Here is a 24,437-nt window from a genome sequence, read left to right on the forward strand (position 1 = left end):
GTACGCTCCGCTCCGGTTCTCGGTATCAGCCATTTTCGACTCGGCCTGACCTGAATCTCAACACACCTAAAGCGCGCCGCGCCGACAAGTCTTCGCTAACCACGCCGTTTGCCGGTTTTTCAAGACACTCCTGATATAGCAGGCCGATGTAACGCTTTGGGGCGGACGGGGACGACAATGGGCGAATTGATCATGAGCGCGCCGGTGGCAGGGCTGACGTCGAAGAATCGCATTGCCTCGGAAGATGTGGTGATGCTGCGCCGCGACGTGTTCGCCGATGGCGTGGTGACCCGCGACGAGGCCGAGGCCTTGTTCGCGCTCGACCAGACGGCGCGGGACAAATGCGCGGAGTGGGCGCCCTTCTTCGTCGAGGCGGTGACCGACTACATCGTCCATCAGGAAAAGCCGTCGGGCTATATTTCGCAGGACAATGCCGACTGGCTGGTCCGCACCATCTCGCGCGACGGCATGGTCGACAGCCGCACCGAACTCGAATTGCTGGTCCATGTGCTGGAAGAGGCGAGATCCTCGCCGGGCAAGCTTTGCGTCTATGCGCTGGAGCAAGTTGCGCACGCCGTCATCGACGGCAAGGGGCCGCTGATGCTGGGTGGCGCGCTGGTGCCCGGACTGATCGCCAAGGCGGAAGTCGAGCTGCTGCGGCGCATCCTCCACGCCCATGGCGGCGACGGCAACATCGCCATCACCCAGGGCGAGGCCGAGGTGCTGTTCAAGATCAACGAACAGACCGCGCAGGCCAAGAACGATCCGTCCTGGAACGACCTCTTCGTCAAGGCGATCGCCAATTTCGTGATGTGCTCGGCCGGCTATGAAGCGCCGACCCGCGACGTGGCGCTGCGCCAGGAAAACTTCCTCGAACACGCCGATCCGCAAATCGGCGGTTTCTTCAGCCGCATGGTTTCCGGTGGTCTTGCCGGCATCATCGAGGCCTATCGGTCCCCGGATGACATCGAGGCCGAATGGGAGGCCAAGAACAGGGCGGCCGAGGCGCTGGCCCGCCGCGCCGAGACGATCGGTGCCGGCGAAGCCAAATGGCTTGTCGAGCATATCGGGGCGAACCGGCCTCTCTACGAAAACGAGCGCGCGCTGCTGACGCTCATCAAGCATGCCTCGCCGGAGATCCATCCCGCGTTGAGGCCGCTGCTCGACAAGGTTGCCTAAAGCGCGCCGTCCGCTGCTATCGTTTTACAGAGGATGATGTTGGAATGGCCTTCGGGCCATTCCGCGAGTTCGGCAATGCGTTGGAAGCCAGCCTTCTCGTAGAGGCCCGGTGCCTGGAAGTCGTGGCTGGAGACCCAAATTCTCGTGACGCCGCGCTCGGCTGCCTCGGCGACAAAAGCGCTGAGCAACTGCCTTGCATAGCCGCGGCCTCGATGGGCCTCGTCAATCCACATCAATGTCAGCTCGGACGTGCTCGCCCAAGAGTACCCGGCAGCAACACCGACTGCGTTCCCTGCACCGTCGCGAATAACGAAAGCCAAGCCACGGTCATCGGCGCAGTCTGTCGCACGTCGGTTGGCGCTGTGGAGACGTTCCTCGAGCGAACTCAACTCTATCGGCGACAAATCGTGCTCGGCCTTTATGCGACCGGTCATCAAATCCCGCCATACCAGTCATAGCCATTGTCTTCCCAATAGCCGCCGCGGCCGCCGCCGACATTGGCGAAGCCGTCGACCAGTTCGATCTTGTAGAGATATTTCGGCATCTTGTAGCCGAGCTGGCGCTCGACACGGACACGCAACGGCGCGCCGTTCTCGACCGGCAACGGTTTGCCGTTCAGGCCGTAGGCGAGGATCGTCTGCGGGTGGCGGGCGTCGATCAGGTCGATCGTGCCGTAATATTTGATGTCACCGGACAGGCTGCGGTCGATCGTGTCGAGGCAATGGAACATGACATAGCGCGCCTGTGGCTTGACCACCGCCTGGTCGAGCACCAGCGACAGCGGGGTGCCGGTCCATTTGGCGATGCAGCTCCAGCCTTCGACGCAGTCGTGGCGGGTGATCTGGGTGCGGCTCGGCATGTTCTGAAGTTGCTCGCGGCTGAGCGACAGCGGCTTTTCCACGAGGCCCGAGACTTCCAGCCGCCAGTCGGCGAAATTGTTCGCGAGCAGACCCTTGTAGGTGTCATCGTCAGGGGCGGTGACGCCATTCGGCCGCTGCGGCTGGCGGATATCGGCTTCTGTGAATTCCGGCGCCAATGCATCGCGGCCGGCAAGCAGGCGTTGCGCGCGATAGGTCAGGCCATTGGCGTTTTCGAGGAAACCGCGCAGGCCGCTGCCGATGCTTAACTGGCTGTCGAAGGCGTCGCAGCCCGACAGCATGATGCCGGAGGCGCCGAGGCTGGCGGCGGTCAGGAATTTCCTTCGACTGATCTGAAAATTGGGGCTGATCTCAAACTTCGCCATGTCAGGCACTCCTCTCGGTCGTCTTGTCGTCATGCGCGGGAGGGTCGGTGCGATACCAGCCGGTGATGATCGAGCGCAGTTCGTTGATCGGGCCGGCGGCCAGGATCATCAGGATGTGGATGATGAAGAAGCCGACGAGCAGCAGCATGACGGTGAAATGGATGGTGCGTGCCGTCTGCCGGCCGCCGAGCAACTCGTTGAGGAACGGCAGCACCGAATTCATGCTGGGCGACATGGCAAGGCCGGTGATGATCATCAGCGGCAACAGCACGAACAGCACGCCGCCATAAGCCATCTTCTGCAGCGTGTTGTATTCGCGCGTGTGGTGGAATTTCAGCTTGGCGTGGTCGACGATGTCGCGCGGCAGGCGCCTGAGGTCGTCAAGGCGCGGGGCGAGGTCGCGCCTGATATGGCCGTTGACCAGGCTGGCGACCAGCCAGACGAGCAAGGTCGTCGTCAGGATCCAGGCAAAGAAGAAATGGATGACGCGGGCGGTGCCGAGATCATAATAGGACGGGATGGTCGCCCAGGACGGGAAGCCGCGCGCCGTTTCGTTGCCTGGCGGACCTGACCAACCGAGCACGCCCGTCGTGTCGAAGCGGTGCCCGAAGATTTCGGTGTAGCCGCGCGGACCGGCATCGGTGTTCACCGCGCCAATTTCGAAGATGGTGTTGTTGTAGCCGAAGCCGGATTGCTTGCCGATGTAGAGCTGCGGCCGGGCGTTGAAGATCTGCAGGCCGGAAAGCAGCATGAAGAACAGCGAGATCGCCCAGATCCAGTGCGTCAGCCGCGTCCAGCGCGACTGCCGGTAGATCAGTGTGCTGTCGCTCGACACGGGAGCGTCCGGTCCGGTGGCGGATTGGCTTCTGGCAACGGATTCCATCTTGTCTCGTCTCCCGGCCTCACGGCGTGGCCTGCGCGTTCATTGTCCTCCTGATACGTCGCGATCCAAACCGATGTTTCATCCGATCACGGATTTATTACGGACCACCCAGGCTGACGGCGAGATTGACGGCCGCCGCGACGATGACGGTGTTGAAGAAGAACGACAGAATCGAGTGGACGAGCACGACACAACGCATATGCGTCGTCGAGATATTGGTGTCGGCGGTCTGCGCCGTCATGCCGATCACCGTCGAGAAGTAGAGGAAATCCCAGCCTTCCGGCCGCTTGTCGCCTGGGAACAGCAATCCGCCGACCGGGATTTTCTTCTTGGTTTCAGCGTCGACCGCATCGCCGTCCATCCAGTAGACATGCGCATAATGAAGTGCGGCCATCGCATGGATGGTGAACCAGCCGAGCGGGATCGACAGCAGCGCGAAGCCGAGCTCGACGGAGTTGCCTCTGTCCTTCTGATTGATCAGCAGGAACAACGAGACAACGGCGAACACGACGACAACAAGCGTCACCGCGAAGATGACCAGCACTGGCATGTCGGTGGCACGCGCATTCTTGCTCAGATACTTGCCGGTGAATGTTGGCATATGGCTGACGACAAGAATGACGTAAGCGGCGAAAAATGCGTTGGCGCCGATCGAGTAGGCGAGCGGGGCGTGCAGCAGCAATGCCACAAGGAGCGCAAACGCACCGAAACACGCCGACATTGCGAACAGCATATGGCGCTGCATGGGTTTCTGGATCGCGGCGGCCATGGCGGTCTCCACCCTGGATGGCGCTCGGTTTCTAGCTGGGTGTGGCGGATTTCAGCGCGCGCCGCAAGATGCGGTCGAGTTCACCAAGGAACCGCGAACGGTCCTGCGGTGCGAAGCTGGCATTGTAGCCCTTGCTCTCACCGGTCTCGCGCAGATGCTGCTTGAGGTCGCGCATGGCCACCGCCATGCCGATGGTTTCGGGCGTGAACGGGCGCCCGGTTGGCCCGAGCACATGCGCGCCGAGCGCCACGGCGCGAGCGGCGAGTGGAATATCCGCAGTCACCACGATATCATTGGATTTGGCATTCTCGACGATCCAGTCGTCGGCGGCGTCGGCACCCTTGGAGACCACGACATTGCGGATCATTGGGTCGCGCGATGGCCGCAAACCGCCATTGGAGACGTAGGTGACGACGACGCCGAGGCGCTCGGCGACTTTCTCGACCTCGGCCTTGACCGGGCAGGCATCGGCGTCGACGTAGATGGCAGGTGCAGGCATTGTCTCTCCGAAACGGACAGGGGCCGGAAGCGTTTCCGGCCCCTGCCTGAAATCTTATGGCGTTCAGGCCGGCAAGGCGCCTGACTTCTTCGCCGTCCAGGTGGCGATATAATCCATCAGGCCGGGGTTGAGGCAGTCATAGGGCTCCAGCCCGATTGACTTCAGTTGAGCCCGAATGCCGTCCATCCGCTTGGGATCGACACCGGATTCGATGATGGACGAGACGAACGCGGTGAAGCCCGGCGGCGACCAGCCGTCCTCGACGAAGCGTTCGGGGTGGATGAAGGACAAGCCCTTGAACGGATGGTCGCGCTCGACCGGGCCATGCATGTGGACGCCGCAGCCGGTGCAGGCATGGCGCTGGATCAGCGCCGAGGGATCGACCACTTTCAGCTTGTCACCGTTCTCGGTGACGGTGACGTCGCCGGTGCCGGCAACGGCAACCACCGAGAATATGGCACCTTCCGGCTTCCAGCATTTGGTGCAGCCGCAGGCATGGTTGTGGGCGATCTGCCCCTTGACCTTCACCTTGACCGGCTTGCTGGTGCACGCACAGACCAGCGTGCCGCCGGCAAAGCTCGCGCTTTCCTTGGGCAGGCCATTGTCGATTTTCGGATGCAGTTTCTCCGCCATTCTTTTCTCCTCCCAGTTTTGAACCACAGAGGTCGCTGGCCGGTCGGTCGGCGGCGTGTGGCTTGCTTCAATAAACGACGACGCTGCGGATCGACTTGCCCTCATGCATGAGGTCGAACCCCTTGTTGATGTCTTCCAGCTTCAGCAAATGGGTGATCATCGGATCGATCTGGATCTTGCCGTCCATGTACCAGTCGACGATCCGCGGCACGTCGGTGCGGCCGCGCGCGCCGCCAAAGGCGGTGCCCATCCAGGTGCGGCCGGTGACCAGCTGGAACGGCCGGGTCGAAATCTCCTGGCCGGCGCCGGCAACGCCGATGATGACCGACTTGCCCCAGCCGCGATGCGAGGCTTCAAGCGCCTGGCGCATGACCTTGGTGTTGCCCGTGCAGTCGAATGTGTAGTCGGCGCCGCCGATCTGGTCGGCGCCACGCTTGGTCATGTTGACGAGGTGGGGGACGATGTCGCCGTCGATCTCCTTCGGGTTGACGAAATGCGTCATGCCGAACCGCTCGCCCCATTGCTTCTTGTCGTTGTTGAGATCGACACCGATGATCATGTCGGCGCCGGCCAGCTTCAGACCCTGGATAACATTGAGGCCGATGCCGCCGAGGCCGAAGACGACAGCGGTCGCGCCTTGCTCGACCTTGGCGGTGTTGATGACGGCGCCGATGCCGGTGGTGACGCCGCAACCGATGTAGCAGATCTTGTCGAAGGGGGCGTCGGGGTTGACCTTGGCCACCGCGATCTCGGGCAGAACGGTGAAGTTGGAGAAGGTCGAGCAGCCCATATAGTGGAAAATCTTGTCCTTGCCGATCGAGAAGCGCGACGAGCCGTCCGGCATCAAGCCTTGTCCCTGCGTGGCGCGGATGGCCGTGCACAGATTGGTCTTTCTCGACAGGCAGGATGGGCACTGCCGGCATTCCGGCGTGTAGAGCGGGATGACATGATCACCCTTCTTGACCGAGGTGACGCCTTTGCCGACATCGACCACCACGCCGGCGCCTTCATGGCCGAGAATGGCTGGAAACAAGCCTTCGGGATCGGCACCCGACAAAGTGAACTCGTCGGTGTGGCAGATGCCGGTCGCCTTGATCTCGACCAGCACCTCGCCGTCGCGCGGACCGTCGAGGTCGACCTCCATGATCTCCAGCGGCTTTCCGGCGGCGACAGCGACAGCGGCGCGGGTTTTCATCAGGCGTCCTCCAATGCGAATTTTTTTCTAAGGTTTCAGGTTTTATCGACACGATCAACTGGAAGCTGGTGCCGAGACTGGGCCACAGCGATGAATTGGAATCGCAAATCGATTGAAAGGCAGTGATTTGCATGGTCGGCTTGACCCCGCAAGCACAGGCCATAAAAGGAACGACTGACCGGAGGGGAATGACCTCAGCATGTTCACGAAAATCCTGATCGCCAATCGTGGCGAGATCGCCTGTCGTGTCATCAAGACGGCGCGCAAGATGGGGATTGCCACGGTCGCCGTCTATTCCGACGCCGATCGCGATGCCGTGCATGTCGAGATGGCCGACGAGGCGGTGCATATCGGGCCTTCGCCCGCCGCGCAGAGTTATCTTGTCCCTGAAAAGATCATTGCCGCTTGCAAGGAGACCGGGGCTCAGGCCGTGCATCCCGGCTATGGCTTCCTGTCGGAGCGGGCGGCCTTCTGCGAAGCGTTGGAGAAGGAAGGCATCGTCTTCATCGGCCCGAAGCCCAAGGCGATCAAGGCGATGGGCGACAAGATCGAATCGAAGAAATTCGCCAACGCCGCCAAGGTTTCGACCGTGCCCGGCTGGCTCGGCGTCATCGAGAATGCCGATCATGCCGAACAGATCGCCGGCGAGATCGGCTATCCCGTGATGATCAAGGCCTCGGCCGGCGGCGGCGGCAAAGGCATGCGCATTGCCTGGAACCAGTCGGAAGTGCGTGACGGCTTTGATCGGGCTCGATCCGAGGCAAAGAGCTCGTTCGGCGATGATCGCGTCTTCATCGAAAAATTCGTCGTCGATCCGCGCCATATCGAGATCCAGGTGCTGGCCGACGCGCATGGCAATGCGCTCTATCTCGGCGAGCGCGAGTGCTCGATCCAGCGCCGCAACCAGAAGGTGGCCGAAGAGGCGCCGTCGCCATTCCTCGACGCCAAGACACGCAAGGCGATGGGCGAGCAGTCGGTGGCGCTGGCCAGGGCCGTCGACTACCAGAGCGCCGGCACGGTCGAGTTCATCGTCGACAAGGACAAGAACTTCTATTTCCTTGAAATGAATACACGATTGCAGGTCGAGCATCCGGTGACGGAGCTCGTCACCGGCATCGATCTGGTCGAACAGATGATCCGTGTCGCCGCCGGCGAGAAGCTCGCTTTGAAGCAAAGCGACATCAAGCTGAATGGCTGGGCGGTGGAAAGCCGGCTCTATGCCGAGGATCCCTATCGCAATTTCCTGCCGTCGATCGGCCGGCTGACCCGCTACCGGCCGCCGGAGGAGGGGCAGTTCGGCGATGTCGTCATCCGCAACGACACCGGCGTCACCGAAGGCTCCGAGATTTCGATGTTCTACGATCCGATGCTCGCCAAACTGTGCACCTGGGCGCTGACGCGCATCGAAGCAATCGATGCCATGTCGGAAGCGCTGGACAGTTTTGTCGTCGACGGCATCGAGCACAACATTCCGTTCCTGGCGGCGCTGATGCAGCATCCGCGCTGGCGGGAAGGGGCGATATCGACCGGCTTCATCGCCGAGGAATATCCCGACGGCTTTGCGCCTGTCGTGCCGAACAGCGAAGAAAAGGCCGTTCTTGCCTCGATCGTGACCGCGGTGGAACTGTTGCGCCGAGACCGGCTCGACCGGCTGGGTGGGCGGCTGGCACCGCATTCCGGGGTGCTCAAGCGCGACTGGGTGGTGAAGCTGGGCGACGACTATCTCCAGGCATCCATCCTCGAAGGCATGATTTCCATTCCGATGGAGATCGACCTGTCGATCGACGGCGGCAAGGCGCTGACCGTTTCATCCGACTGGCGGCCCGGCGACCTGATCTGGCGCGGCACGGTCGGCAAGCGCTCCGTTGTCGCCCAGATCAGGCCTGTCGCCAACGGCCTCCGGATCGCCTGGAAAGGCATGTCGGTGACCGCCCGCGCCATGCTGCCGCGCATCGCCGAGCTTGAAAGATTGATGCCGGAGAAGGTGGCGCCCGACACGTCGAAACTGCTGCTTTGCCCGATGCCCGGCCTTGTGGTGTCGATCGCCGTCGCCGAAGGCCAGGAGGTCAAGGCCGGCGAAACCTTGGCCGTGGTCGAGGCGATGAAAATGGAAAACGTGCTGCGTGCTGAGCGCGACCTTGTGGTGTCGAAACTCAACGCTAAGCCGGGCGACAGCCTGGCGGTGGACGCGGTGATCATGGAGTTTGCCTGATCAGGCTGGAACTCTGTGGTCAGCAGTCGTTTGTGCTGGACTGGTATCGCCCGGTCCCGGACAATACATCTCCATCGACTCAGAGCCTTAGGCAGCGCAAGAAACCATGGCGGATGACAGACTTCCACGCGATCCCCTGAAGCGCGAAGCCGCGATTGCGGCGGCGCGTCCGGAGGTGCCGGCGCGGCCGTTTGTCCATCTGCGCGTGCATTCCGCCTATTCGCTGCTCGAGGGCGCGCTTCAGCTCGGCAAGGTCGTCGGCCACGCCGTGAAAGACGAAGCGCCGGCCATCGCCGTCACCGACACCAACAATCTGTTCGGTGCCCTGGAGTTCGCACAGAAGGCGGTCAAGGACGGTATCCAGCCGATCATCGGCTGCCAGATCGCGCTCGCCTTTTCCGGCGAGAACAGCGACGGCCAGCGCGACCGCCGGCGGCAAGGCCCGGAGATGCGGCCGGTCGTGCTGCTCGCGGCTACCGAAGCCGGCTATTCTAACCTGGTCAGGCTGGTAAGCCGCGTCTATCTGGAAACACCGCCCGGCGAGGCGGTGCACCTAACAACCGAGATGCTGGAGGGCAAGGCCGATGGGCTGATCTGCCTCAGCGGTGGGCCGCGCGGCCCGATCGGCAACGCCTTGAAGGAGGATCGCCGCGATCTGGCCGAAGTGCGGCTTTTGACGCTCAAGGCGCTGTTCGGCGACCGGCTTTATGTCGAACTGGACCGGGTTGCCGGTTACGACCGGGTCGTCGAACATCAGACGATCGATCTCGCCTATGCGCACGAACTTCCGCTTGTCGCCACCAATGAGGCGTTTTTCTCCTCGCGCGACGATTATGAGGCGCATGACGCGCTGATCGCCATCGCCGAGGGCTCCGTTGTCGCCGTCGACACCCGCCGCCGGCTGTCACCGGACAATTTCCTGCGCAGCCAGGCCGACATGGCAAAGCTGTTCGCCGACCTGCCGGAAGCCATCGACAACACGGTCGAGATCGCACTGCGTTGCTCCTACTATCCAAAGACCCGCAGTCCGATCCTGCCGCGCTTCACCGGCGGCGATGCCTCCGACAAGGACGCGGCCGAAAAGGCCGAGGCCGCCGAACTCGCCCGCCAGGCGCGCGAGGGGCTCGACGCGCGGCTTGCGCTGCACGGACCGACCCCGGGCTACACCATCGAGCAATATCGCGAGCGGCTCGAATTCGAGCTCGGCATCATCGAGAAGATGAAATTTCCGGGCTACTTCCTGATCGTCGCCGACTTCATCAAATGGGCCAAGGCGCAAGGCATTCCGGTCGGACCGGGCCGTGGTTCGGGCGCCGGATCGCTGGTCGCCTATTCGACGACCATCACCGATATCGATCCGCTGCGCTTCTCCCTGCTGTTCGAGCGCTTCCTCAATCCGGACCGCGTGTCGATGCCCGACTTCGACATCGACTTCTGCCAGGATCGCCGCGAGGAGGTGATCCGTTACGTCCAGCAGAAATACGGCCGTGACCAGGTCGGCCAGATCATCACCTTCGGTACGTTGCAGGCCCGCGCCGTGCTGCGCGACGTCGGCCGCGTGCTGCAGATGCCTTACGGCCAGGTCGACAAGCTGTCGAAAATGGTGCCGCAGAACCCTGCCAATCCGGTCAAGCTGGCGGATGCCATCGCCAACGAGCCACGCTTTGCCGAAGAGGCCGAGAAAGAGCCGATCGTCCAGACGCTGCTCGACATGGCGCAGAAGCTGGAAGGCCTCTATCGCCACGCTTCGACGCACGCCGCCGGCATCGTCATCGGCGACCGGCCTCTGTCGGAACTGGTGCCGATGTATCGCGATCCGCGTTCGGACATGCCGGTCACCCAGTTCAACATGAAATATGTCGAGCAGGCCGGGCTGGTGAAGTTCGACTTCCTCGGCTTGAAGACGCTGACCGTGCTGGAGACGGCGGTCAAGCTGATCCGCCGGCGCGGCATCGACATCGACCTGGCGACGATACCGCTCGACGATCCGGACACCTATGCCATGCTGTCGCGCGGCGAAGTGGTCGGCGTGTTCCAGGTGGAAAGTGCCGGCATGCGCAAGGCGCTGATCGGCATGCGGCCCGACTGCATCGAGGACATCATCGCCCTGGTCGCGCTTTACCGGCCGGGCCCGATGGAGAACATCCCGACCTACAACGCCAGAAAGCATGGCGAGGAGGAGATGGCGTCGATCCACCCCAAGATCGACCATCTGGTGAAGGAGACGCAAGGCGTCATCGTCTACCAGGAACAGGTCATGCAGATCGCGCAGGAGCTGTCCGGCTATTCGCTAGGCGAAGCCGACCTTCTGCGCCGCGCCATGGGCAAGAAGATCCGCGCCGAGATGGACAAGCAGCGCGAGCGCTTCGTCACCGGTGCTGTCGAGCGCGGCGTCAGCAAGCCGCAAGCCGACTTCATTTTCGACCTGCTGGCCAAATTCGCCGACTATGGTTTCAACAAATCGCACGCCGCCGCCTACGCCGTCGTCTCCTACCAGACTGCCTATCTCAAGGCGCATTATCCGGTCGAGTTCCTGGCGGCGTCGATGACGCTCGACATGGGCAATACCGACAAGCTCGCCGATTTCCGTCAGGATGCGCTGCGCCTCGGCATCGAGGTGCTGGCGCCGTCGGTGATGACGAGTTTCCGGCCGTTCGAGGTCGGCGAGAACCGCATCTATTATTCGATGGCGGCGCTCAAGGGCGTCGGCGATGCGGCGGTCGAACACATTGTTGCCGTGCGTGGCGAAAAGCCGTTCAAGAACCTCGCCGATTTCTGCGAGCGGGTCGATCCCAAGATCGTTGGCAAGCGGGTCTTCGAAAGCCTGATCATGGCCGGCGCGCTCGACTGTTTCGGCCACGACCGCGCCCAGATGCTGGCCGGTGTCGAACGGATGATGGGGCTGGCGTCGCTCGCCCAGCAGAATGCCGTTTCCGGCCAGGCCGATATTTTCGGCGCCTCGCTCGGCGCACAGTCGCAGGCGCTCAATCTGCCGCAGACGGATCCGTGGCTCGCAGCCGACCGGTTGCACCGCGAATTCCAGGTCGTCGGCTTCTATCTTTCGGCCCATCCGCTCGACGAGTACAAGGCGGCGCTGCAGAAGATGCGGGTGCAGAACTGGGCGGAGTTCTCGGCTGCCGTCAAGCGCGGCGCTTCCGCCGGCCGCCTGGCCGGCACGGTCACCAGCAAGCAGGAGCGCAAGACGCGCACCGGCAACAAGATGGGTGTGGTGGCCTTTTCCGACACCTCCGGCCAGTACGAGGCCGTGCTGTTTTCTGAAGCCTTGGCGCAGTACCGTGACCTCCTGGAAGCCGGCCGCTCCGTCGTCATCACCGTTCAGGCGGAGGACAGGCCCGAGGGCGTCAATCTGCGCATCAACTCCGTGCAATCGCTGGAGGACGAGGCAAGCCGCATCCAGAAGGCGCTGCGCATTTTCGTCAGGAATGATGGACCGGCCGCGATCATCCAGTCCCAGCTCACCCAGCGTGGCGAAAGCCAGGTGAGCATCATCGTCATCAAGGAAGAGGCGCAGGGCGAGGTCGAGATCGCCTTGCAGGGCGGCTACCGCGTCTCGCCGCAGATCGCCTCGGCGATGCGCGCCGTGCCCGGCGTGGTCGAAGTGGAGCTTGTATAGAGCCGATTCGCTGGAAGCTGGAGGGCCGTGGACGCGCGGACGGCGGCTTTGGCATCGCAAGGCCTGCGGGCATGTTCTCAACATACCGGATGCAGGCGACTGACCGGCGGCAGCGCTACGACGCCGCTACTTCGGCCGCTTGTGCCGGCTTGCGCTGCAGGTTGAGCAGATTGCCCATCAGGATCAGCAGCGCGCCGCCGGCGGTGAAGGCGTCGATCTGCTCGTGGTAAAGCAGCCAGCCGATCAGGGCCGACAGCGGTACGCGCAGGAAATCCATCGGCGAAATGACGGTGGCGTCGGCATAGCCGAGCGCGCGGGCCATGCAGAAATGCGACGACATGCCGGTGAAGGCAATCAGTACGATCCACGGCCACAGCTCCAGTGGCGGGTTGCGCCACGTATAGAGCGCCGGAACGAGGCCGACCACCGACTGGATGATCAGCATCCAGAAGATGATGCGCACGACGCTGTCGGTGCGCGTCAGCGACTTGACCATGACCACCGAGATGCCGAAGCAGACCGCGGCACCGAGCACGACGAGATGTCCCGGATCGACCGAGCCGACACCGGGGCGAACGATGACCACCACGCCGATCAGCCCGAGCACAACTGCCGCCAGTTTCGGCCGGCTCAGCCGTTCGCCGAGAAACGTCACCGCCAGGATTGCGGTCCAGATCGGCGTGGTGAATTCGATCGAGATCAGCACGGCCAGCGGGATCAGTGTCAGTGCATAGAGCCAGGCCGCCTGGCCGGTATAGTGGATGACATTGCGGGCGATATGGGCGACGGGGCGCCGTGTGCGCATTGCCGCAAAGCCTCCGCTCGTCATAACCAGCGGCAGCAGAATGAAGAACCCGATCACCGAGCGCAGTTCCAGCACCTGGAAGACGTTGAGCTCGGCCGTCGTGGCGCGGCCGGCGACCGACATCACCAGGAACGAGGTAATCGACAGCGCCATCCAGAACGCGGCCTTGGGGATCGAGGGGGTGGGTGCCATGGCAGCTATCTCGCAGGCCCAGGCCTCTCCCGCAATCGTTAGTTGCTCCATTCTTCTGGGCCAGTCGCAGCGATGGCGTTGCAAAAACAGTCGTGCCGCGGGCGGAACCCGATACGGCCATGGACGTTGAGTCCCGATATTTTGTCCCTGCATTGCAAACCCGCCTTTCCAATATCGACAAGGAGAGTTTCATGAGACCATTCGTGCAAGTCGCGCTCGCCGGCTGCCTCGTGATTGTCGCGGGTGCAGCTCGTGCCGACGAGACCAAATTTCTCCAGTCGTTCCAAGGTAACTTCGCCGGCAAGGGCACTGTCCAGGTGACCACGGATGTTCCGAATGTCAGTGTTTCCTGCAGCTTCAATTCGAATGCGACCCCGACCTCGCTCTCCCTGGATGGCAATTGTCGCGGTCTCGTTGTGGTGTCTCGGGCCATCAGCGCCAATCTGAAGGTTACGGGCGCGAAATACAGCGGCATCTACGTCGGGTCCCGCACCGGACCGGCACAGCTGAACGGCAGCCGAGCGGGCAACGCGATCAATCTTGGCATCCGCTGGGCGAAGGAGGTCAACGGCGATCGCAAGGCCCAGATGACGGTCGAGAAGCGAGGCGAGAACGGCATCCGGCTGACGGTCACCGATACCGATCCGAAAACCGGCAAGAGCGTGGTGACGAGCCGTATAGACTTGACGCGGACCTGACCGCGCTCAGTCCTCCAGCGGTTCCGGCGGGTGGGCGTCGCGGCCTCGGCCGAACGTATAGCCGGTCTCCACCGCCTTGCGGCCGAACTTGTCGCGCAGCGCGTCGATGGCGCCTTCTGCCATGGCGCGTTTGCGTGACTGGACGTCGACCAGGTCCGGCGGGTCGGCCTTGTCGTCGTCGGAGAGGTCGCTGACGCCGATTCCGAGCAATCGAAACTTCGTTCCGTCGGTTTCCTTGCGAAGGAGCTCCACGCCGGTCGAAAAGATACGGTCCGCGAGCCTTGTCGGGTCGCCGAGCTGGCGGTTGCGCGTGCGCAGCTTGAAATCCTGGGTCTTCAGCTTCAACACCACGGTGCGCCCGGCAATGCCTGACTTTTTCAGCCGCGCCGAGACCTTTTCCGAAAGCCCTCGCAGCACCGAGACCAGTTCGTCCAGCGACGCGATATCGGTGTCGAAGGTGGTTTCGGCCGATACGCTCTTGGCGTCCTGGTCAGGGTCCACGCGGCGGACATCCTCGCCACGCGAAAGCCGGTATAGCCGGTCGCCCATCACGCCGTAGCGGCGCATCAGGTCGCCACGCTCCATCGTCTGAAGCTGGCCGATGGTGCGGATGCCGTCGCGTTCCAGCGTGGCGTTGAACGCCTTGCCGACGCCCCAGATCATGGTCACCGGCTGCGTCGCCAGGAAGCCGACCGCCTCGGCCTCGCCAATCACTGAAAAGCCGCGCGGTTTGCGGAAATCGGATGCGATCTTGGCGAGGAATTTGCAGTAGGAGAGACCCGCCGAAACGGTGATGCCGATCTCTTTTTCGATGGCCTGGGCGAAGCGCGCCAGCACCACGGCCGGCGGCAGGCCGTGCAGCCGCTCGGTGCCGGCAAGGTCGAGAAATGCCTCGTCGATCGACAGCGGCTCGACCAATGGCGTCAGCGCCTGCATCATGGCGCGCACCTCGCGGCCGACACGCACATATTTTTCCATGTTGGGCGGGATAACGACCGCCTCGGGGCAGGCCTCGAGCGCCTTGAACATCGGCATGGCGGAGCGCACGCCCCGGATTCGGGCGATGTAGCACGCGGTGGAGACGACCCCGCGCTTGCCGCCGCCGATGATCAGCGGCTTGTCCTTGAGCGCCGGATTGTCGCGCTTTTCGATCGCCGCGTAGAAGGCGTCGCAATCGATATGGGCCAGATGCAGCCGGTAAAGTTCGGGATGGCGGGCAAGGCGAGGGCTGCCGCAACGCTCGCAGCGGCGCGTTTCACTGCGCTGAAACGTCAGGCAGTCTCGGCAAAAACCGTGATCGGGATTGTTGACAGGGGCCGCCATCACTGCGAACATAAAGAGAACAGAAGCAATGGTACGACAGTGCAAGGCCAGCGACAAGCTTGGCCTGGGGAGAACCGCATGAGCACGACCATAGTGCCGCTGGCACCTGAGCTCTGGCCTGATTTCGAGGACCTTTTCGGCAAGCAGGGCGCCTGTTACGGCTGCTGGTGCACGCATTTCCGGCTGGCGCCGGCGGCGCGGCGCGAGAGCAGCCGCGAACGCAACAAGGACCATATCAAGGCGCGCATCGAAGCCGGCCCGCCGCCCGGCCTGCTGGCCTTCGAGGACGGCAAGGCCGTCGGCTGGATGCAGATCGGGCCGCGCGCCGACGTGCCCGAATGGAACAACAAGGGCAGGGGCTCGGCGCCCATCGATCCCGCCGACGCTTCCGACCCGGCCGTCTGGGCGATCTCCTGCTTTTTCATCCGCGCCAAGGCGCGGGGTCGCGGCATCACGCATCGCCTCGTCGAAGGCGGCATCGATTTCGCCCGCAGCAACGGAGCACGGCTCGTCGAGGCCTGCCCGATCGACCTGTCGCGCGATTCGCGCTCGATCGGCCTGTTCGTCGGTTCTTCGGGTGTGTTCGAGAAGGCCGGTTTCGAGAGGCTTGTCGAACGCAAGGCGGGTCGGCCACTGATGCGGCTGGTGCTGTGGCCGATTGCGTGACTGTCATCGTCTTGCAGTTGTGATGGTATTTCCCTACCAGAAGTACGAAACGATTTTTGCCTTTCGACCCAACGGAGAATTCCCGTGAACCGTATGTTGCCAATTGCCTTTGCCGCGCTTCTCATCAGCGCGCCCGCCTTCGGCCAGACCGTCGACAGCAAGGGCGCCAAGCAATTGTCCGATGAGCTATCCCGCTATGTCGGCAAACAGGCGCTCGACAAGGGCATTCTGAAGGTCTCGGTCGAAGGCGACGCCTACAAGGTCGCGTTCGATCTCAAGGCGCTTGCCGCGACGTTTCCCGCACAGGGACAGGTGAAACTAGACTTCGCGCCCTACGCTCTGCTGGTGAAGCCGCGCAGCGATGGGACCTGGGATGTCTCGATGGATTTTTCGCAAAGCGGATCCTTCGAGTTCAACGGACCCGAGGGGCTGCAAAGCACGCAGTTTTCGATCAAGGACGGCAGGGGTTCCGGCGTCTACGATCCCAGTCTGGCCGCCTTCATCAGCGGCACCAGTTCGTTGGCCGGCATGACGATGGCGTCGAAGGATGCCAAGCAGCAGATGGAGGCCAGCACTGGTGCCGGCACCGCGACCATTGCCGCCACCAAGGCTGCCAATGGCGGCGTCGACTTCACGATGTCGCAAAAAATTTCGAATTTCGTCGAGGCGGTCAAACTGGACGATCCCGAGAGCGGGTTGAATTTCCCGGTCACCATCAAGTCGCCTGAGTTGTCGGTGGAAGCCAGCGGCAAGGGCGTGCAAACGAGGCCGCTGCTTGACCTCCTGGCATTTGCCGTGGCCAATGAGGACGAGAAGACGCTGAAGGCAAACCAGGCGCAGCTGAAGTCGCTTCTGCGCGCCGCGCTTCCGGTGTGGGAGCGCATTGACGGCACCTATGGCTTCAAGGATTTCGCGGTCGACAGCCCGATCGGCACGTTCGGGGCGACGCAGCTCAGCACCGCGTTCGGCAGCGACGGCGTTTCCCAGAGCGGCAAGATCACCTATGGCATCAAGGCGTCGGGGCTGACCGTGCCGCAGCAGCTCTTGCCGAGCTGGAGCGTGGCGCTGCTGCCCACCGATATCGACCTGAATTTCGGCGGCGCCAATATCGATCTCGACAGCATGGCGAAGAAGGCGATCGAAGCCTTTGATCTCAATCAGGATCCGCCGCTGTCGGCCGAGTTCGGCGACCAGCTCAAGGCAGACTTCCTGGCCAAGGCGCCGAAGGTTGTCATCGGCCACAGCACCGTCAAGAACAAGGACATGGAGATCGCGCTGGAAGGTGAGATGACGAGCTTCGGCCAGAAGCCCGACGCAAGTCTCACTGTCGATGTCGCAGGCTTCGACAAGATCATGGCGCATCTGCAGGAAGCGGCAAAGACGGAGCCGGAGCTGGGGCAGTATGTGCCTGCAGCCCTGATGGTGAAGGGGTTTGCCAAGACACTGCCGGACGGCCGGCTGGAATGGGCTGTCAGCACCAAGGCCGATGGCTCGGTCACCGTCAATGGTGTCATGCTGAAGCCCGCTGATCCGGCGGTGGACGACAGCGTCGATGATGGTGACGGCGCTGACGACAGCAGTGGCGGTGACAATGCTGGTGGCGCCAACAATGGCGGTGGCGATAATGGCGGCAGCGGCGATAATGGCGGGGCCGGTGCGAAGCTGAACCCTTGAGGGGTCGGCTCTAAGTTTTGACGCAATTCCCAAGGGAAAGCGCTACGCGCTTTTCCGGGGAAAACCGTTTCACACTTTTCCTGGAATTGCTCTACAGCCCAAGCGCGCCCGCGATCTTCGGCCCGGCTTCGTGCCAGTCCTGGACGACGATGACATCGTCCGCGACCGGCGGCAGGAAGGCGCGCAGCGAATTGTCGGCCATCAGGTGGAAAAGATTGGCATCACTGACCTTCTCCCGCACCGACGCCAGATTGTGCGGCTGATCGTCGACGAAGACCACAGGCCTGCCGTTATTGCCGCGCAGCCTGGCCACTGCCGGTCCCTTGGCCATCTCGGTGGTCAGCAGCGGATAGCTCAGCCCCAGCGCATCGAGATGGGCGCGGCGCACGGCGCGATGCCGGTGCGGCATGGCTGTCAGCAATATGATTTCCGCGCGGTTGCCAAGCCTCGCCAGGGCTTCCGCGGCGCCGTCGGTGATGCTCTGCCAATCGGCTTGCGCGTCGAAGAAGTCGCCCAGCAGCGCCGTGACCTCGGGCTGTTCGATCAGCCGGCCGCTGGCCGTTTCGGCAATATTGCCGGTCAGCCGGAAGGAGGCCAGCGTCAGGCCGTAGCCGCGCGACTTCAGGAAATGCGGGAAGGGGCGGATGAATTCGAGCACGACGTCATCGACGTCGAGCACCAGCAGCGGCCGGTCGTCGGCCGAAAGTTCCTCGATCTGGCGCGCGGTTTCCGGATCATCGCTCATATGGAATGCTCATGGTTGTCGTCGCCGAGCGGCAGGGCGCGCAACGCCTTGCCGACGGCGGCCGGTGGCGTGCCGGTCTCCTCGGCAAAACGCAGCAGGGTCGGCTCATGGGCAAGAATGAACTGCAGCACGCCGGCCAGGAAACCCGGCTCGCCGGCGGCCTTGCGGATCGAATGCGCCTCTATTCCGGTGATCGCCAGAAAGCGCGGCAACAGCTCCGGATCGGAGGCGACGAAGCCCAGCGCCTTCACGGCAATGGTTTCCGCCTCTTCGCGCATTGACGCCGCGTTTGCCATCACTACCTTCGGTATGTGGAATGAGTCTCTTCCGCAGTAATGGCAAGAATTGCTTGCGGCAAGCTTTTACAGCGTGGCGCGCCGTTTGGACGCGCAGGCAGGCGAGGTGGAATTCGCGCTGCTTTGCAGTCCGAGGGTTTCCGTTTCGTCAATCATATTGCCGTATAGTGGAGCAGGGTTTGGTGCGTTCAGGACGAGCGCATGACGGCCGCCTTCGAGCGGAGGGACGGCCGGGACGGGATGTCGATGCCTAAGAAGGTCATGATCGTCGAGGACAATGAGCTCAACATGAAGCTCTTTCGGGACCTCATCGAAGCGAGTGGTTACGAGACGGTGCGAACCCGCAATGGTCTCGAGGCGCTCGATCTGGCGCGCCAGCATCGGCCCGATCTCATCCTGATGGATATCCAACTGCCCGAAGTGTCGGGGCTGGAGGTGACCAAATGGCTGAAGGAGGACGATGATCTGCACGTCATCCCGGTCATCGCGGTGACCGCCTTCGCCATGAAGGGTGACGAGGAGCGCATCCGCCAGGGCGGCTGCGAGGCCTATATTTCGAAGCCGATCTCGGTGCCGCGTTTCATCGAAACCATCAAATCTTACCTGGGCGATGCCTGATGTGCCTTTCCAGCCGAGCCGGAGCCTTGTGAAATGACCGCGCGGATCCTCGTCGTCGACGACATCCCTGCCAATGTGAGGCTGCTGGAGGTCCGGCTGCTGGCCGAATATTTCGAGGTGCTGACCGCCACCAACGGGCCCGATGCGATCGAGACCTGCGAGAACGGCAAGGTCGATGTCGTGCTGCTCGACGTGATGATGCCCGACATGGACGGGTTCGAGGTCTGCCGGCGGCTGAAGAGCGATCCGGCGACGTCGCATATTCCGGTGGTGATGATCACCGCGCTCGACCAGGTGTCCGACCGCGTGCGCGGGCTGGAAGCCGGCGCGGACGATTTCCTGACCAAGCCGGTCAACGACCTGCAGCTGATGACGCGCGTCAAGAGCCTGGTCCGGCTGAAGTCCCTCACCGACGAGCTTAGGCTGCGCGCCTCGACGACGCGCAACATCGGCATCGAAGAGCTGCTTAGCCGCAATTTTGCGTCCGAGGACACGGTTCCGAAAGTGCTTTTGATCGATGAGCGCAAATCGTCGGTGGAGCGTGTCCAGAAGATGCTGCGCGACCGCGCCGACCTCGATGTTGTCGGCGATCCGCATGCCGGCTTCTTCCAGGCGGCCGAGACGTCTTATGAATGCGTGATGATCTCGACGGCCTTCGCCGATTTCGATCCGCTGAGACTCTGCTCGCAATTGCGTTCGCTCGACCGCACCCGTTTCGTGCCGATCATCCTTTTGGCGGAAGAGGGCGAGGAGGAACGCATCATCCGCGGCCTCGAACTTGGCATCAACGACTATCTGATGCGGCCGATCGACCAGGAGGAATTGACGGCGCGGCTGCGCACCCAGGTGCGCCGCAAGCGCTACAACGACCAATTGCGCGCCAGTGTGACCCAGACCATCGAGATGGCGGTCACCGACGGCCTGACCGGGCTGCACAACCGCCGTTATCTCGATAGCCATTTGCAGACGCTATTCGACCGCGCCGTGGCGCGGCGCAGGCCGCTGTCGGTGATGATCACCGATCTCGACCGCTTCAAGTCGATCAATGACGCGCACGGCCATGATGGCGGCGACGAGGTGCTGCGGGAGTTCGCACGGCGGCTGCGCAAGAATGTCAGGGGCATCGACCTTGCCTGCCGGTTCGGCGGCGAGGAGTTCGTGGTGGTGATGCCGGACACCGATGGCGCCGTGGCCGAGAAAGTGGCCGAACGCATCCGCGCCGAAATAGCCCAGAAGCCTTTCGCCATCGGCGCCGACGGCAAGACGATCGAGGTCACCGTCAGCGTTGGCGTGTCGTCGGTGCTGAAAGGCGTGGATACGGTAGCGGCGCTGATGAAGCGCGCCGATCTCGCGCTTTACGAAGCCAAGAGCGGCGGTCGCAACCGCGTGGTTGCCAAGGCGGCGTGAGCGATCGCGACCGATTCTACGGTCAATCCAATAAGGTTAGCTATTTACCTTAATCCAAGCGATTCGCGAGCCTTGGTTAAGAAACTGTTGATTTTCATAAGCTCTTGCGCAAATGTGCAGGCCAAGACGAAGCCGGCACGAGGATACATAGCCGGCTCGATCGCTAGAAATACCCCATGATGCTCAGGTCCGCCGCATCTCCTGGGTCCGTGGGGTCGGCCGGCCGGCGCTGGCACATAGTGGCCTCCTCGTACCGCTGCCAAACGCCGACCGGCCCCCTTCTTCCAAACACAACATCAGAACTTCGTGCCAAGGCACGAAGGACTCTGATTTTTTGCCTGCAGGCAATCCGGGCTCCCGTCTTCGATCCACGGCTGTCGGCTGTCCCAAGCGATCCGCGCAGGAGAGTACCCCTTCCATTTCGTACATATGGCGTACAAGGGGCTTGCGGCAAGACCCGGCTCCTCCCGTAAAAAGCGGCGCAGATCAGGCGCGAAACGGGAGTGACGATTGATGATTTCAGAGCATGCGGTGGTGATCGCCGGGGGAGGTCCGACAGGATTGATGCTGGCGGGGGAACTCGCGCTGGCAGACGTCGATGTCGCCATCGTCGAGCGCCGCCCGGACCATCAGCTGGTCGGCTTGCGCGCGGGTGGCCTGCACGCGCGCACCATCGAGGTTCTCGATCAGCGCGGAATTGCCGACCGGTTTGTCTCGCAGGGGCAAAGCTTCTCGACCGTCGGCTTCCACATGATCCGTTTGGATATCAGCGACTTTCCCGGCCGGCACAGCTGTCTCTTGGCGCTGCGGCAAAACCATATCGAACGGATACTGGCCGACTGGATCAACGAGTTGGGGGTGCCGATCTATCGTGGACAGGACGTCACTGACTTCGCGCAGGATGATGCCCGCGTCGATGTGGAACTGCCCGGTGGCCAACGGCTGCAGGCGCAATACCTCGTCGGCTGCGACGGAGGGCGCAGCATGATCCGCAAGGCGGCGGGCATTGAATTCCCCGGATGGGATGCGACGATGAGCTGGATGATCGCCGAGGTCGAAATGTCCGGGGAACCGGCATTGGGCTTTCGCAGCGACGCTTACGGTATTCATGCGATAGGCAAAATCGAGGACAGCGACCGGGTGGGTGTCGTGCTGACCGAGAGGCAACTGACCATCGGCGGTGAACCGACGCTGGACGATCTCAGGGAGGCGCTTGTCGCTGTCTATGGCACCGATTTCGGGGTCCACAGTCCGACCTGGCTCTCCCGCTTCACCGACATGACACGGCAGGCCGCCGCCTACCGCGACAGACGTGTCCTGCTGGCCGGCGACGCCGCGCACATCCATCCGCCGATGGGCGGGCAGGGGCTCAATATCGGCGTGCAGGACGCGGTCAATCTGGGGTGGAAGCTGGCCCAGGTGGTCAAGCGGACCTCACCGGAGAGCCTGCTTGACAGCTATCACGCCGAACGTCATCCGATCGCCGCTCGCGTCCTGCGCAACGCGAAGGCGCAGGTTGCGCTTCGGCGCATGGATGCCAGCACCAAGGCCCTGGGCGACATCTTTACCGAACTGCTCGGCATGGATGAGCCGCGCAAGCGGATTGCCGCGGAGATGTCCGGTCTGGGCATCCATTACGATCTCGGCGAGGGACATCCACTGCTTGGCCGGCGAATGCCCGACCTCGACCTGGCCACGGCCGACGGTCCAGTACGGGTCTTCAGCTTGCTGCATGACGCCCGGCCGGTGCTTCTCAACCTCGGCGAACCAGGCGGACTGGACATCGCGCCCTGGGCGGATCGGGTCCGGCAGATTGAAGCTGGGTATGACGGCACCTGGGAACTGCCGGTCCTCGGGACGGTCGCCGCACCCGCCGCCGTTATGATCCGGCCCGATGGCTACGTGGCCTGGGTCGGTAGCGGAACCCAACAGGGACTGGCCGACGCGCTGACCACCTGGTTCGGGCCGCCCCTCGCGCGTTAGCGACACGATCAAAGCGGACTGGCGCGGGTGCCGCAGGTCAGAAGCGTTCGCGATAATCGCGCGGGTTGGTGCCGAGGACGCGTAGAAAGCCGCGCCGCATCGTCTCTTCCGATCCGAAGCCGCAGCGGCGGGCCGTCTGGTTGACGGCCTTGCCCTGCTCCAGCATCCGTCGCGCCGCCTCGATCCGGATCTCCTCGATCGCGCGCGCAGGTGTGCGGCCCGTTGCCTCCCGATAGTGCCTGGAGAAACTGCGCGGGCTCATGTTGGCGCGCGCGGCGAGGTTCGGCAGCGAAAGATCGCCGTCCAGATTATCCTGGATCCAGCCATGCAGCCGGTCGAAGCGTTCGTCGCTTTGCTGCAGCTTGAGCGTCTGGCTGAACTGCGCCTGGCCACCGGGTCGTTTCAGGAAGACCACCAGCTCGCGCGCCACCGCAAGCGCCACGCGCCGGCCAAGGTCGGCCTCGACGAAGGAAAGCGCGAGATCTATGCCCGCCGTCACACCCGCCGACGTCCAGACATTGCCGTCACGGATGAAGATCGGGTCGGGTTCGAGGCGAACCGCCGGAAAGCGCCGCGCGAACTCGGCGCAGCGTCCCCAGTGGGTAACTGCACGCCGGCCGTCAAGCAGTCCTGCCGTCGCCAGAAGCATGGCGCCACTGCACACCGAAGCGGTTCGCCTGGCGTCGCGCGAGCGGGCGACTATCCATTGGACGAGTTCGGGATCCTCGCAGGCCGCGTTGACGCCCCATCCGCCAGGCACGATCAGCGTGTTGATCTCCAGCCCGTGCACCGGCAGCGCCGCTGTCTCGAGCACGAGGCCGGCCGATGTCCTGATCCGCGGGGAGGCGGCGACGACCGCGACCTCGTAGGGCGCTGGTTCGCCGGCCTGCATCCTGAAGTCGTTGGCGCTGGCGAAAACCTGAAGCGGCCCGCTGACATCGAGGAGCTGGATGTCGGGATAGGCAAGGATTTCGACATGGCGCATGGCGATTTGGCTTGAAATGAGGGGTGATTGGCGATCGTGCCAAAACATGATGCCTTAGATTGGCTGAAGTCAACCTATGGAGAGTTCCATGAGCCTTCGTTTCGGCATCCTCGTCTTCCCAAATGTCCAGCAACTCGACCTCACCGGCCCTTATGAAGTCCTAGCATCGGCAAAGGGCGCCGAGGTGGAATTGATCTGGAAGGATCGTAATCCGGTGATGTCGTCGACGCGATTGTCGCTCAACCCAACGGCGACCTTCGACGATTGCCCGCCTCTCGATGTGCTGTGCATTCCGGGTGGAGGTGGCGTTAACCCGCTGCTGGAGGACCAGGCCGTCCTCGATTTCGTGCGGGGGCGCGCTGCGCAGGCACGCTATGTCACCTCGGTATGCAGCGGCGCCCTGGTGCTTGGTGCCGCCGGCCTGCTCAAGGGCAAGCGGGCGACGACGCATTGGTACGCGCATGATTTCCTGGCCGAATTCGGCGCCATTCCCGTCGACGAGCGAATTGTCGAGGACGGAAACCTGATAACCGCCGGCGGCGTCACCTCGGGGATCGATTTCGGTCTCGCTTTGGTCGCCAGGCTTCTCGGTCAGGCCGAGGCCGAAACGGTGCAGCTCTCGCTCGAATATGCCCCGGCTCCTCCGTTCCAATCGGGCACGCCCGCACAGGCTTCGCCATCCGTGCTGACGGAAGCGAAGAAGCGGCTCGCGGGTTCGAGGCGGGTTCGTGAGGACATGTTCGCACGCTGGCGCGCCTCAGCCGCCACGCCAGCGTGAAGCCACGCTTGAACCGACGG

General features: G+C 63.0%; 22 protein-coding genes. 10 read left to right on the forward strand and 12 right to left on the reverse strand.

Annotation, left to right across the window (positions count from 1 at the left end):
• Nucleotides 1-177: 177 nt before the first annotated feature.
• Nucleotides 178-1,179, forward strand: a complete 1,002-nt coding sequence (locus JN279_RS21235) for a hypothetical protein (RefSeq protein ID WP_202350163.1) — start codon at nt 178-180, stop codon at nt 1,177-1,179.
• Here the strand turns inward: JN279_RS21235 and JN279_RS21240 are convergent.
• From JN279_RS21240 to JN279_RS21270, 7 genes are all read right to left on the reverse strand, one after another.
• The gene (locus tag JN279_RS21240) at nt 1,176-1,613 is read right to left on the reverse strand and encodes a GNAT family N-acetyltransferase (protein WP_202350164.1); all 438 of its coding nucleotides are present in this window, start codon (nt 1,611-1,613) and stop codon (nt 1,176-1,178) included. The genes JN279_RS21235 and JN279_RS21240 overlap by 4 nt on opposite strands.
• Entirely contained in the window at nt 1,613-2,422 is an 810-nt protein-coding gene (locus tag JN279_RS21245) for a molybdopterin-binding protein (protein ID WP_202350165.1), read from the reverse strand. Before JN279_RS21245 ends, JN279_RS21240 begins: the two co-directional genes overlap by 1 nt.
• 1 nt (nt 2,423) lies before the next feature.
• Nucleotides 2,424-3,305, reverse strand: a complete 882-nt coding sequence (locus JN279_RS21250; protein ID WP_096446554.1) for a cytochrome b/b6 domain-containing protein — start codon at nt 3,303-3,305, stop codon at nt 2,424-2,426.
• Between the two features lie 97 nt (nt 3,306-3,402).
• Nucleotides 3,403-4,074 carry a DUF1345 domain-containing protein gene (locus JN279_RS21255; protein WP_096446552.1) on the reverse strand — a complete coding sequence of 224 codons (672 nt, stop codon included), beginning with the start codon at nt 4,072-4,074 and terminating at the stop codon, nt 3,403-3,405.
• Nucleotides 4,075-4,105: 31 nt separating this feature from the next.
• Nucleotides 4,106-4,573: a YaiI/YqxD family protein gene (locus JN279_RS21260; protein ID WP_027058775.1), complete on the reverse strand. Its 468-nt coding sequence runs from the start codon at nt 4,571-4,573 to the stop codon at nt 4,106-4,108.
• Nucleotides 4,574-4,636: 63 nt separating this feature from the next.
• Entirely contained in the window at nt 4,637-5,206 is a 570-nt protein-coding gene (gene gfa, locus JN279_RS21265; RefSeq protein WP_096446550.1) for an S-(hydroxymethyl)glutathione synthase, read from the reverse strand.
• Between the two features lie 67 nt (nt 5,207-5,273).
• Nucleotides 5,274-6,401, reverse strand: coding sequence for an S-(hydroxymethyl)glutathione dehydrogenase/class III alcohol dehydrogenase (locus JN279_RS21270; protein WP_202350166.1), 1,128 nt, complete (start codon nt 6,399-6,401; stop codon nt 5,274-5,276).
• 199 nt (nt 6,402-6,600) lie between these two features.
• Between JN279_RS21270 and JN279_RS21275 the strand changes: the two genes are divergently transcribed.
• Complete coding sequence (locus JN279_RS21275) at nt 6,601-8,613, forward strand: acetyl-CoA carboxylase biotin carboxylase subunit (RefSeq protein WP_202350167.1); 2,013 nt, start codon at nt 6,601-6,603, stop codon at nt 8,611-8,613.
• Between the two features lie 106 nt (nt 8,614-8,719).
• On the forward strand, nt 8,720-12,247 hold the full coding sequence (gene dnaE / locus JN279_RS21280; RefSeq protein ID WP_202350168.1) for a DNA polymerase III subunit alpha: 3,528 nt from the start codon (nt 8,720-8,722) through the stop codon (nt 12,245-12,247).
• A 115-nt stretch (nt 12,248-12,362) separates the two neighbouring features.
• On the opposite strand, the gene JN279_RS21285 is transcribed toward dnaE, so the two are convergent.
• Nucleotides 12,363-13,244 carry a DMT family transporter gene (locus JN279_RS21285; RefSeq protein ID WP_202350169.1) on the reverse strand — a complete coding sequence of 294 codons (882 nt, stop codon included), beginning with the start codon at nt 13,242-13,244 and terminating at the stop codon, nt 12,363-12,365.
• A gap of 191 nt (nt 13,245-13,435) precedes the next feature.
• On the opposite strand from JN279_RS21285, the gene JN279_RS21290 reads away from it, so the two are divergent.
• Nucleotides 13,436-13,942 carry a hypothetical protein gene (locus JN279_RS21290; RefSeq protein ID WP_202353772.1) on the forward strand — a complete coding sequence of 169 codons (507 nt, stop codon included), beginning with the start codon at nt 13,436-13,438 and terminating at the stop codon, nt 13,940-13,942.
• 6 nt (nt 13,943-13,948) lie between these two features.
• Here JN279_RS21290 and JN279_RS21295 read toward each other — a convergent pair whose 3' ends face one another.
• Entirely contained in the window at nt 13,949-15,277 is a 1,329-nt protein-coding gene (locus JN279_RS21295; RefSeq protein ID WP_202350170.1) for a DNA polymerase IV, read from the reverse strand.
• A 66-nt stretch (nt 15,278-15,343) separates the two neighbouring features.
• Here JN279_RS21295 and JN279_RS21300 point away from each other — a divergent pair, with 66 nt between their 5' ends.
• Entirely contained in the window at nt 15,344-15,931 is a 588-nt protein-coding gene (locus JN279_RS21300; RefSeq protein ID WP_202350171.1) for a GNAT family N-acetyltransferase, read from the forward strand.
• 93 nt (nt 15,932-16,024) lie between these two features.
• A complete protein-coding gene (locus JN279_RS21305; RefSeq protein ID WP_244734744.1) occupies nt 16,025-17,605 on the forward strand; it encodes a hypothetical protein in 1,581 nt (526 codons plus the stop codon).
• 91 nt (nt 17,606-17,696) lie between these two features.
• On the opposite strand, the gene JN279_RS21310 is transcribed toward JN279_RS21305, so the two are convergent.
• Nucleotides 17,697-18,350: a hypothetical protein gene (locus JN279_RS21310; protein WP_202350173.1), complete on the reverse strand. Its 654-nt coding sequence runs from the start codon at nt 18,348-18,350 to the stop codon at nt 17,697-17,699.
• Nucleotides 18,347-18,646: a DUF3572 domain-containing protein gene (locus JN279_RS21315; protein ID WP_202350174.1), complete on the reverse strand. Its 300-nt coding sequence runs from the start codon at nt 18,644-18,646 to the stop codon at nt 18,347-18,349. The genes JN279_RS21310 and JN279_RS21315 overlap by 4 nt, the downstream gene beginning before the upstream one ends.
• Nucleotides 18,647-18,847: 201 nt before the next feature.
• Here JN279_RS21315 and JN279_RS21320 point away from each other — a divergent pair, with 201 nt between their 5' ends.
• From JN279_RS21320 to JN279_RS21330, 3 genes are all read left to right on the forward strand, one after another.
• A complete protein-coding gene (locus tag JN279_RS21320) occupies nt 18,848-19,264 on the forward strand; it encodes a response regulator (RefSeq protein WP_274608575.1) in 417 nt (138 codons plus the stop codon).
• Nucleotides 19,265-19,297: 33 nt separating this feature from the next.
• Nucleotides 19,298-20,671 (forward strand): PleD family two-component system response regulator, encoded by a 1,374-nt coding sequence (locus tag JN279_RS21325; RefSeq protein WP_096446532.1) that lies wholly within the window; start codon nt 19,298-19,300, stop codon nt 20,669-20,671.
• A 513-nt stretch (nt 20,672-21,184) separates the two neighbouring features.
• Nucleotides 21,185-22,654, forward strand: coding sequence for an FAD-dependent monooxygenase (locus JN279_RS21330; RefSeq protein ID WP_202353773.1), 1,470 nt, complete (start codon nt 21,185-21,187; stop codon nt 22,652-22,654).
• Between the two features lie 37 nt (nt 22,655-22,691).
• Here the strand turns inward: JN279_RS21330 and JN279_RS21335 are convergent, their stop codons facing one another.
• Complete coding sequence (locus tag JN279_RS21335; protein ID WP_202350175.1) at nt 22,692-23,639, reverse strand: GlxA family transcriptional regulator; 948 nt, start codon at nt 23,637-23,639, stop codon at nt 22,692-22,694.
• An 88-nt stretch (nt 23,640-23,727) separates the two neighbouring features.
• On the opposite strand from JN279_RS21335, the gene JN279_RS21340 reads away from it, so the two are divergent.
• Nucleotides 23,728-24,417: a DJ-1/PfpI family protein gene (locus JN279_RS21340; protein WP_202350176.1), complete on the forward strand. Its 690-nt coding sequence runs from the start codon at nt 23,728-23,730 to the stop codon at nt 24,415-24,417.
• The last annotated feature ends 20 nt before the right edge of the window (nt 24,418-24,437 follow it).

The sequence above is a fragment of the Mesorhizobium sp. 113-1-2 genome (assembly GCF_016756475.1).
Taxonomy (GTDB): domain Bacteria; phylum Pseudomonadota; class Alphaproteobacteria; order Rhizobiales; family Rhizobiaceae; genus Mesorhizobium; species Mesorhizobium loti_C.